Source organism: Acinetobacter sp. YH16032 (assembly GCF_013417345.1).
Taxonomy (GTDB): Bacteria; Pseudomonadota; Gammaproteobacteria; order Pseudomonadales; family Moraxellaceae; genus Acinetobacter.
The window spans coordinates 20,969-31,193 of record NZ_VPEE01000033.1 but is presented as its reverse complement, the minus strand read 5'-3'; the positions used below and the strand labels follow the sequence as shown (position 1 = coordinate 31,193).

General features: G+C 40.8%; 13 protein-coding genes and 1 pseudogene. 10 read left to right on the top strand and 4 right to left on the bottom strand.

The features are described 5' to 3' along the window. A pseudogene (locus FTV32_RS13610) lies at window positions 1–118 on the top strand (IS5/IS1182 family transposase); the annotation flags it as partial. 230 nt (window positions 119–348) lie between these two features. On the opposite strand, the gene FTV32_RS13605 reads toward FTV32_RS13610, so the two are convergent. Then, window positions 349–1,269, bottom strand: coding sequence for a Dyp-type peroxidase (locus FTV32_RS13605; RefSeq protein ID WP_035270801.1), 921 nt, complete (start codon window positions 1,267–1,269; stop codon window positions 349–351). 160 nt (window positions 1,270–1,429) lie between these two features. On the opposite strand from FTV32_RS13605, the gene FTV32_RS13600 reads away from it, so the two are divergent. Beyond that, the gene (locus FTV32_RS13600) at window positions 1,430–2,050 is read left to right on the top strand and encodes a LysE family transporter (RefSeq protein ID WP_035270804.1); all 621 of its coding nucleotides are present in this window, start codon (window positions 1,430–1,432) and stop codon (window positions 2,048–2,050) included. A 33-nt stretch (window positions 2,051–2,083) separates the two neighbouring features. Beyond that, entirely contained in the window at window positions 2,084–2,566 is a 483-nt protein-coding gene (locus FTV32_RS13595) for a hypothetical protein (RefSeq protein WP_180028940.1), read from the top strand. A gap of 17 nt (window positions 2,567–2,583) precedes the next feature. Here the strand turns inward: FTV32_RS13595 and znuB are convergent, their stop codons facing one another. Genes znuB through FTV32_RS13580 form a run of 3 tightly spaced genes read right to left on the bottom strand, consistent with a single transcriptional unit; the run spans window position 2,584 to window position 4,646 of the window. Then, a complete protein-coding gene (znuB, locus tag FTV32_RS13590; RefSeq protein WP_180028939.1) occupies window positions 2,584–3,384 on the bottom strand; it encodes a zinc ABC transporter permease subunit ZnuB in 801 nt (266 codons plus the stop codon). Between the two features lie 3 nt (window positions 3,385–3,387). Then, the gene (znuC, locus tag FTV32_RS13585) at window positions 3,388–4,176 is read right to left on the bottom strand and encodes a zinc ABC transporter ATP-binding protein ZnuC (RefSeq protein WP_035268168.1); all 789 of its coding nucleotides are present in this window, start codon (window positions 4,174–4,176) and stop codon (window positions 3,388–3,390) included. Continuing rightward, entirely contained in the window at window positions 4,155–4,646 is a 492-nt protein-coding gene (locus FTV32_RS13580; protein WP_035268172.1) for a transcriptional repressor, read from the bottom strand. Before FTV32_RS13580 ends, znuC begins: the two co-directional genes overlap by 22 nt. A gap of 138 nt (window positions 4,647–4,784) precedes the next feature. Here FTV32_RS13580 and FTV32_RS13575 point away from each other — a divergent pair, with 138 nt between their 5' ends. The 7 genes from FTV32_RS13575 (at window position 4,785) to atpA (ending at window position 10,160) form a co-directional block, all read left to right on the top strand. Next, window positions 4,785–5,627 (top strand): metal ABC transporter solute-binding protein, Zn/Mn family, encoded by an 843-nt coding sequence (locus tag FTV32_RS13575; protein ID WP_035268175.1) that lies wholly within the window; start codon window positions 4,785–4,787, stop codon window positions 5,625–5,627. A gap of 169 nt (window positions 5,628–5,796) precedes the next feature. Next, window positions 5,797–6,189, top strand: coding sequence for an ATP synthase subunit I (locus FTV32_RS13570; RefSeq protein ID WP_035268179.1), 393 nt, complete (start codon window positions 5,797–5,799; stop codon window positions 6,187–6,189). A 111-nt stretch (window positions 6,190–6,300) separates the two neighbouring features. Next, window positions 6,301–7,176 (top strand): F0F1 ATP synthase subunit A, encoded by an 876-nt coding sequence (atpB, locus tag FTV32_RS13565; RefSeq protein ID WP_035268181.1) that lies wholly within the window; start codon window positions 6,301–6,303, stop codon window positions 7,174–7,176. An 80-nt stretch (window positions 7,177–7,256) separates the two neighbouring features. Further along, the gene (atpE, locus tag FTV32_RS13560) at window positions 7,257–7,511 is read left to right on the top strand and encodes a F0F1 ATP synthase subunit C (protein WP_035268188.1); all 255 of its coding nucleotides are present in this window, start codon (window positions 7,257–7,259) and stop codon (window positions 7,509–7,511) included. 38 nt (window positions 7,512–7,549) lie between these two features. Further along, the gene (locus FTV32_RS13555; RefSeq protein WP_035268191.1) at window positions 7,550–8,020 is read left to right on the top strand and encodes a F0F1 ATP synthase subunit B; all 471 of its coding nucleotides are present in this window, start codon (window positions 7,550–7,552) and stop codon (window positions 8,018–8,020) included. Between the two features lie 11 nt (window positions 8,021–8,031). After that, on the top strand, window positions 8,032–8,568 hold the full coding sequence (locus FTV32_RS13550; protein WP_035268194.1) for a F0F1 ATP synthase subunit delta: 537 nt from the start codon (window positions 8,032–8,034) through the stop codon (window positions 8,566–8,568). Window positions 8,569–8,615: 47 nt separating this feature from the next. Continuing rightward, window positions 8,616–10,160: a F0F1 ATP synthase subunit alpha gene (atpA, locus tag FTV32_RS13545; protein ID WP_035268197.1), complete on the top strand. Its 1,545-nt coding sequence runs from the start codon at window positions 8,616–8,618 to the stop codon at window positions 10,158–10,160. The last annotated feature ends 65 nt before the right edge of the window (window positions 10,161–10,225 follow it).

Genomic DNA, 10,225 nt, shown 5'->3' with positions numbered 1-10,225 from the left:
GGGAGATAAACTCAGTGCACGGAGTTTTCAAAGCCAGGTGAATGAGATTCATGCACGTGTGGCAGTATTAAATAAATTTATGGAATTAGGCCGAGCTCATACCCAAGTTGTCACTTAAATTTAAACAACTTAGGAAAGCTCTATCTTTAAAATCTTTATGCAACAAAGCCGGGCAATATACATTTATGTCTCAAGGGTATTTATTATACGATGTTACTTATAAGAATTTTAAGACAAAGAAAATAACTCAATTCAATAAAATATCTTTAGAAATCAAGGATATTAACTGCTTGTAGTATTTAGTGATTGTAATATTAATAAAGCCGACTCTCGTCGGCTTTCTATTGTTTAATCTTCCAATACCTTTTCTAGCAACTCTTCACTTGGGGCAAAATAATAAGCTCCGTCTAAAGGCGCAACAAAGTGCAATAAGCGATCATGAATACCATCGCCACTAGTTCCAAACATACGTGTCAGCATGCGATCAATACGTGTTAAATCTTTCGTATAAGCGATAAAATACAAACCTTGATCACCACGTCCATCGCCATACGGTAAAGAATGACGAAGAATTTCAAGCTCCTCACCTTCATCATCTTCAACAATGGTGCGAGCCACATGTGCATTGTCAGGTTTAACATCGTCATCAAGCTCTATGCTTTCGAGTTTGGTGCGCCCAATCACTTGCTCTTGTGCATCAACTTTAAGTTTTTTCCATTTATCTAGATCATGACGATAACGTTGAGCAAAAACGAATGAGCCATCAGTGAAAATTCCTGCATCTTCACCTAGTAAAGCTGTTTCAGCGCGATCATCTGGAAATTGAGGGTTTTCGGTGCCATCAATAAAACCAGTTAAATCTCGACCATCAAAATTTCGGAAGCACACGCGCTCATCTAAAACCTCAACCAAATCCTGAATTCCTTCAAAAAAAGCTTGGCTTAAGGCAAAGCAAATATCAGTACGCTGTGCTGCGATATGGATTAAAACATCAGCAGGGACCACAGGCATGGTGAAAGAGCCTTGAATTGGTTCAAGCTGTTTAAAACATTCTGGTTGGTGAGGGTAAAGTTGTGACCAAAGTTCTGGTCCAAAAGCCACCGCAGTTTTAATTTGAGCATGAGGATGTTGAGTAATTAAGCGATCACGAGTCGTAAAGAGATCTTCAAGTTTTTCTTTTAGTTGATCTATTGATAAATCTTTTAAACGCAAAGTGATAAAGCGAGCATGATCTGAGGGTAATGGTAAGATTACGGATTGGGAAGTCATTCATGGCTCCTGAAATTATAATATCCTAATTTTGCTGATCACATTGTGCCTGATCATCATAGTGCTGAACAGACAGACGTTTAAAAAAACATTCAAATTTTAAATCTTAAAAAAGTCGAATTGTCATATAATCTCATCAAAATAAATCTCCCAAATCGTTATGTCTTATCAAATGTGGTTTGCCTACATGCTTGCATGTTGGGTTATTAGTATTTCGCCTGGTGCAGGTGCTATTGCATCAATGTCTAGTGGTTTGAATTATGGATTCAAACGAGGTTATTGGAATGCAATTGGTCTGCAGCTTGCACTTTTGGTTCAAATTGGAGTTGTCGCTGCGGGAGCAGGCGTACTTTTTGCTACGACTCCTTTGGCATTTTTGATCGTCAAATGGTTTGGGGTTGGGTATTTATTATATTTAGCATATTTACAGTGGAAAGCCCCAGTGCAGTCCATCGAAATTCACACTGATTTAAAGCAAAAGTCAGCGATGAAGCTAGTAATCAGCGGTTTCTTTGTCAATATGAGTAATCCAAAAGCAATTGTATTCTTATTGGCAGTATTGCCACAGTTTCTGGATCTTTCAAAGCCTCAATGGCCACAATATCTCATCATGGCTTGTACAATGATTGCTATCGATCTTATCGTTATGGCTGGATATACAGGTCTTGCAGCGAAGGTATTGCGTTTACTTAAATCACCTCGTCAGCAAAAAGTGATGAATCGTACCTTTGCAGGTTTATTTGCAGGTGCGGCTTTTTTATTGAGTTTAGTTCATCAATAAGACACAATGAAATAACGAGTTAGGGTTATTTTATTGAAAATTATAATATTATTTTTGACTATTCTGTTGGGGCTCGGCTTAATTTCAACTCCCTATATCTGGGCGTATTTTTATTTACAGCCTGAAAGTGTGTGGGAATGGATCAAGTTTGTGATGTGGGGCGCGGGTGTTGGCATATGCGCCACATTTGGTCTTACAGTGATTTTAACTTTGATCACCACCCTTATAAAAAAAATGATTGTGGATGATACTTCGCAATATAAGATGTTTTTCAAACAAATGGTTTATTTGATGTGGATTAATGTGGTCTTATTTATCACGGCTGCAATCGGTTTACTATTCGAATGGTTGCCTTTCTATATTGTTGAATATTGGTTTATGCCTGAGACCTTTTTTGGCTTTTGGCATGTGATATGGATAAAAGGCCTTATTAATGTATTGGTTATGGTGGTTTTTTTATTCTCTTGTTATATCTTTCTCTGTCTTCATAAATATTTTATAAAGAAGCAAGATTAATGAATAGCCCAAATAAATCAGGCTATTTTTTTAAATTTTTGAATGATAAAAATCACAGCAAATACGATTGCCATGGTTAATACAATGCTTAAACCTGTCGCAATATTTAAACCTGCACTCGACCATAAGCCCACAGTCACACCAACTTGAGCCACAATAAAAGACCATAGCACCATGTGTTTAGGTGAATATGCTAAAAGTCTTGCGGTTAATGCAGGTATAACCAATAAAGCACCCATGAGTAATGAACCTACTGCACGTAACGCTAGTACTGTAAATAAGGCAAGAAGCAGCATAAAAATAAGGCGCTGCCATTTCGCATTCACACTTTCACTTACCGCAATATCAGGATCAATCGCAATTTGAATTTGAGATTGCCAACTTTTATAGAGCACAGAGAGTGCAATGACAATCACCACTGCAAATGTCGGTAAGTCGGACCAAGATATTGTTAAAAGATCGCCAAATAAATAACTCAGCAACTCAGGTCTTAGCGCAGGGAGGTGTTGGATGACCAATAGTCCTGAGCAAAGCAGCGTTGCTGAACATAACGCAAGTAATGCATCGTTGGGCAGGCGAGGATCATGCAATACCCAAAGGACTGCGACCAAGAGTAACGCGGTAAACGTAACCCCCATCCATAAGGGGAGGGTGAGTAAGCCAGCAATCGCCACACCCAAGAGAGTTCCATGCGCCATTGTGTCTGCAAAGAATGACATACGGCGCCATAACATAAGACAACCGAGCGGTGCAGTTAGAAACACTAATAATGTTCCCATAATCCATGCGGGTAATAGAAGTTGTAACCATTCCATCATGATCTAAGCTTCCGGTTCTGGATGAATATGGGGGCGAGGATCGTGTTGACATGGCGTTGCTGTATCACCATGTGCACAATGATCGTGATGATGTTGGTAGAACACTCGATTAGTGCCGAAAATAGCCTGATACTCAGGGTCTTGTTGAATATTTTCAGGCAAGCCGCTACAACATATATGTTTATTGAGGCATACCACACGCTGTGTACCTTGCATCACCCACTGCAAATCATGAGAGACGATTAAGATCGAGCAGCCGTAGCGCTCAGGTAGACTTCGAACATAATCATAAAGTTCAGCTTCAGATTGAATATCTAAACCTTGCATCGGTTCATCGAGTACCAATAAGTTGGGTTGGCGCAGTAGAGCGCGTGCTAAAAGTACACGCTGGCGTTCCCCACCAGACAGCTGTTGGACTTTCGAATCTTGTAATTTTATGATCCCAGTATCTCGAATAATTTCTTGTTTAATCGCAAGATCACACTTTTCTAAATCGAGTAAATCTTTCACTCGAAGTGGCAAGCTGTGGGATGGATTGAACTTTTGAGGGACGTAAGCAAGCTTTAAGGCTTTATGATGTTTAATTTGACCAGAATTGGCCTTCACAATTCCGAGAATCACTTTGATAAGCGTAGATTTACCCGCCCCATTGGGACCAATGAGGGTAATAATTTCTTTGTCATGAATCTGAAAGTCAACATTCTTTAAAATGTCTCTTTCATCAATTCGCACATTAATTTGCTGCAGTTCAATTAATGGCAATGCAGAACTTACTGAGAGCACTGCTGACATAATCCTGAAATCTCAATAATGCTATGTTGAGCCTGAAAATGATCAGAGGAAGCCAATTGATCAAGTTGTTGAATCAAACCAAGAGCTGAAGCCTCTTTCACTGTATTGCATTTAGAGCAAATGAGAAAAGCGGCTTGATGTCCAGCACGAGGATGGCAACATGGAATATAGGCATTAATTGAAGTTAAACGATGAATAAAACCTTTTTCGAGCAAAAAATCGAGGGTGCGGTAAACAGTTGGAGGTGCTGCTGGACGTTCAGCATTACCTTTTAATTTCGCCAACAAGTCATAAGCGCCCATAGGCCCTGAGGCCGTTAAAATTAACTCTAAAACTTCTTTGCGAAGCGGAGTCAATTTAGCGCCTGAAGCAGCGCAGCTTGCTTCAGCTTCTAATAAACGAGCTTCAACATTCGGGTGATCATGCACACCGTGTAAAGTATCATGATGTTCGTGTGAACATGCGCTCATGGACTGACCTCAAGACTTCGAAAAGGGAAGGGGATATCTCATAAATAGTATCATGAGACCTTGCAACTTACGAACAGCATAGGCATTTTTAACTGTTTGTTATATTATAACGTCAAAATTCGAGTGGTAATTAATTTCATGTTGCGTCTGCTAGCACTATGCTTTACAGCATTATTCACAACCTTGGCTTGGGCACAAGCACCCTTGGTGGTTTCGACACACCCAGTGTATTTGATTGCAAAAGAAATCACTCAAGGTATTGAAGAACCAAAATTGTTGCTAGAAAATCAAACAGGGCATGATGTTCATCTGACCCCTGCGCACCGTAAATTAATTCAAGATGCAGGATTGGTTATTTGGCTTGGTAAAGCGCATGAAGCGCCATTAGAGAGTATTTTGGCGAAAAACTCTAAAGCAGTTGCCTTATTGAATACAGGAATATTGCAAACATTGCCGCTTAGAAATAGTCGAGGGGACGTAGTAAAAGGAACTGTCGATACTCATGTATGGTTAGAACCAAATAATGCAGTTCGTATTGGCTTTTTTATAGCGGCATTACGCTCACAACAACAACCTGAGTTTAAAGACAAGTATTGGAGTAATGCTAAACTTTTTGCACATGAGATGCTGAAAACCTCACAAAGTGTAAAACTCAATCATGGTGTTCAGCCGTATTGGTCATTACATGATGCATACCAATACTTGGAGCGTGCGCTGTTGCTAAAATTCGCTGGTGCGATGACAGAAGATCCACATATGGCACCTACAATTGCTCAAATCAAATATTTAAAAGACCATCGCCCTCAGCAAAAGATGTGTCTTTTGGCTGAAACTGTAGCTAATAAGAATCAATATAAGTCTCTAGGTCATGTGAATTTTCTCGCAGTTGATGAGAGTTTTGCTAAACACCAGAATTTTATAACAGCATGGCAGACTCTAGCGATACAAGTACGTGCATGTGTAGAAAAAGCACAAAAGTGATGTAAAAACAGCCGATAATTGTATAAGTGCTCAGCAATAAACGATCTAAAAATACCAGACTTAGGTCGGGAAAAGATTGCATGTTCAGGGGTGTAACTCTATAATGCCTGCGATTAAAAATAATCATCAGCTAAACTTGTCAAGCATTATTGCTGTGAGTGGATAATAAATGAGCCGAACTAGTCGCTTGATTGACCGACGATTAGCGAAAGCTTTAGTCATCTTGCAAGCATGTATGATACCTGTTTCAGCCTTGATAGCGTGGGTCTTGAAAGACTCGACTGCGGCTTTGAGTGCAGCATTAGGTGCATTCGTATGTTGGCTAGCCAGTTGTTATTTTTCATGGCAGTCGTTCAGAGCTGCAGGTGCAAGAGCTTCGAAACAGGTTCTATCGAATATGTATCGGGGGTTGCTCGGTAAGTTTGGAATTGTGATTGTTGGCTTCATTTTGATTTTAATCAATGTGAAACCGTTGTCAGCGGTCGCATTGTTTTGTGGTTTCATACTCGTTCAGACCATGTCGTGGGTCGCACCTTTTTGGGCGTCGCGTCTATCAAAATGAGTTGAATTGCAACGAAAAATTGAAAAGTTTTTTAGATGTTTAACGAGATATCAAGCAGCACGCGATATTCGTTAACTCTAATTTGTATTTGACATTAACCAGGTGTGATTTATGGCTGCTGAAGAACATACCCTTACCTCGTCTGAGTATATTCAGCATCACTTAACGAACATGACCTATGGTAAAGCACCAGATGGTACGTGGAAGTTAGCTGAGACTGCTGAAGAAGCGAAAGAGATGGGGTTCACTGCTATTCACTTGGATTCTATGGGTTGGTCAATCGGCCTTGGCGTCATTTTCTGTTTGTTGTTCTGGTTAGTAGCGAAAGCTGCAAACTCTGGTGTTCCGACCAAGTTCCAGGCTGCAATTGAAATGATCGTTGAGTTTGTTGACTCAAGTGTTCGTGATACCTTTCATGGTAAATCACGTTTAATCGCGCCTCTAGCTCTTACCATCTTCGTGTGGATTTTCCTCATGAACTTGATGGACCTTATCCCTGTTGACTGGATTCCTTATACAGCTCAACACATAATTGGTGGGCTATTCGGTATCGACCCGCATCATGTTTACTTCAAGATCGTTCCATCTACTGACCCTAACGTAACCCTTGGTATGGCGTTATCAGTATTTGCGTTAACTATTTTCTATAGTATCCGTGAAAAAGGTCTTGTCGGTTTCGGTGCAGAATTTGCGCTTAACCCATTCAATCCAAGTAACCCATTTTTAAAAGCATTATTAATTCCAGTAAATATTCTTCTTGAATTAGTAACTTTTATCGCGCGTCCAATTTCATTGGCTCTCCGTTTGTTCGGTAACATGTATGCGGGTGAATTGATCTTCATTTTGATCGCATTATTACCGTTCTGGATTCAATGGGCGTTGTCTGTGCCTTGGGCAATCTTCCATATTCTTGTTATCACGTTACAAGCATTCATCTTCATGATGTTAACGATCGTGTATATGAGTATGGCTAGCGAGAAGCATTAATTAATATTTGCTCGACTACACTATGTAGTTGGGCTAAAGTTTTTTTGTTTGATTTAAACTCAACCTCTGAGGATTTTTTCATGGATTTAGTAGTTGGCTTATCTGCTGTTGCAGCTGCTCTTTTAATCGCGTTCGGTGCTTTAGGTACTGCGATCGGTTTTGGTCTTTTAGGTGGTCGCTTCCTTGAAGCTGTTGCTCGTCAACCAGAATTGGCTCCACAACTTCAAACTCGTATGTTCTTAATCGCGGGTCTTCTTGATGCTGTGCCTATGATCGGTGTTGGTATTGGTTTGTTCATTATCTTTGCAAATCCGTTCATCGGCCTAGTAGGTTAATTAGCTAAATTCCGAAATCAACTATTTGAGGAATAGCAATGAATATTAACTATACTCTGTTTGGTCAAGCGATTGCGTTTGCGATCTTTGTCGCATTCTGTATGAAATTCGTTTGGCCTCCACTAATCAATGCGATTAGTGAGCGTCAGCGTAAAATTGCTGATGGCTTAAATGCAGCTGAAAAGGCGAAAGCTGATCTTGCAGATGCGCAAGCTCAAGTTAAAGCTGAATTAGATGCAGCGAAAGCACAAGCGGCTCAATTGATCGAACAAGCGAACCGTCGTGCGGCTCAATTGGTTGAAGAAGCTCGTACTCAAGCATCTGCTGAAGGTGAGCGTATTCGTCAACAAGCGAAAGAAGCTGTTGACACAGAGATCAATGCTGCTCGTGAAGAATTACGTCAACAAGTTGCAGCTCTTGCTGTTGCTGGTGCAGAGAAAATTCTGAACCAACAAGTTGATGAAGCAGCTCACAATGCCATGCTTACTCAGCTGGCTGCTAAACTTTAAGCGAGGCGATTATGGCTGAACTCTTGACGTTAGCACGCCCGTACGCTAAAGCAGCATTTGCTTTCGCTTCTGAGCAAGGTGCAACTGACAATTGGTCAAATGTGTTACAAGTGCTTAGTGCTGCGGTGCAAGATGAAGCATTTTCCGCTTACTTGAGTCGCCCTGAGCTTACTCCTGTGGAGCAAGTAAGTTTATTTGCTAAGGTTTTAGGTGCAGATCAAACTGCTGAAGTGTCTAACTTTTTGACACTTTTGGCTGAAAATGATCGTTTAACTTTGTTACCTGAGATTGAAGCAGAGTACGAACTTCTTAAATCACAAAATAACAATGTGGTAGATGTCGTGATTGAATCTGCATTACCACTTTCTGCTGAACAAGAGCAATTACTTGCATCTGCGTTAGAGAAACGTTTCAACGCAGCTGTAAATGTTTCAGTAGAAGTTAACCCAGCTTTAATCGCGGGTGTTGTTATTCGTGCAGGCGACCAAGTGATAGATGATTCTGCGCTTAATAAGCTTGAAAAAATGCGGACTCGTCTTCTTGCATAATTGCGTAAAAAGAAGACTGAACTTAATAAAGATTGAGGTATAGCGCAATGCAACAACTGAATCCATCCGAGATCAGTGCGCTCATTAAACAGCGTATCGGCGATCTGGACACCAGCGCGACCGCTAAGAACGAAGGAACCATTGTTATGGTTTCCGACGGTATTGTGCGTATTCACGGCCTTGCTGATGCAATGTACGGTGAAATGATCGAATTCGACGGCGGCTTATACGGTATGGCACTGAACCTAGAACAGGATTCAGTGGGCGTCGTTGTTTTAGGTAACTACTTAAGCCTTCAAGAAGGTCAAAAAGCTCGTTGCACAGGTCGTGTATTAGAAGTTCCGGTTGGTCCAGAACTTTTAGGCCGTGTAGTAGATGCTTTGGGTAACCCAATTGATGGTAAAGGCCCAATTGATGCAAAATTATCTGATGCAGTTGAAAAAGTTGCACCAGGCGTAATTTGGCGTCAATCGGTAGATGAGCCTGTACAAACTGGTTATAAATCAGTTGATACAATGATTCCAGTTGGTCGTGGCCAACGTGAATTAATCATCGGTGACCGTCAAACTGGTAAAACAGCAATGGCGATCGATGCGATCATCGCACAGAAGAATTCTGGCATTAAATGTATTTACGTTGCAGTTGGTCAAAAACAATCAACTATCGCAAACGTTGTACGTAAGTTAGAAGAAACTGGCGCTATGGCGTATACGACTGTTGTAGCAGCAGCGGCAGCGGATCCAGCAGCAATGCTTTTCCTTGCTCCGTACTCTGGCTGTACAATGGGCGAATACTTCCGTGACCGCGGTGAAGATGCGTTAATCATTTATGATGACTTGTCTAAACAAGCAGTTGCGTATCGTCAAATTTCATTGCTTTTACGCCGTCCACCAGGTCGTGAAGCTTACCCAGGTGACGTATTCTATCTTCATAGTCGTCTACTTGAACGTGCTTCTCGTGTATCTGCTGACTATGTTGAGAAATTCACTAACGGTGAAGTTAAAGGCCAAACTGGTTCATTAACTGCATTACCGATTATTGAAACTCAAGCGGGTGACGTATCTGCATTCGTACCAACGAACGTAATTTCGATTACTGATGGTCAGATCTTCTTAGAAACATCATTATTCAACGCAGGTATTCGTCCTGCTGTGAACGCGGGTATCTCTGTATCTCGTGTTGGTGGTTCTGCTCAAACTAAGATCATCAAAAAATTGTCTGGTGGTATCCGTACTGCTTTAGCACAATATCGTGAATTGGCTGCGTTTGCTCAGTTCGCTTCTGACCTTGATGAAGCAACTCGTAAGCAACTTGAGCATGGTCAACGTGTAACTGAATTAATGAAGCAAAAACAATATGCTCCATATTCAATTGCTGACCAAGCTGTTTCTGTATATGCATCTAACGAAGGCTACATGGCTGACGTAGAAGTGAAGAAAATTGTAGACTTTGATGCTGCATTAATTTCTTACTTCCGTTCTGAACATGCTGCGTTAATGCAACAGATCGATGAAACTGGTGATTGGAACAAAGACATCGAAGCAGCATTCAAAGCTGGTATTGAAAGCTTTAAAGCGACTCAAACTTACTAATTTTCAAACTGTTGAAATTTAGTGTCGGTTTGGTTCACGGAATCAACCTTCGAGGGCTCGAAAGG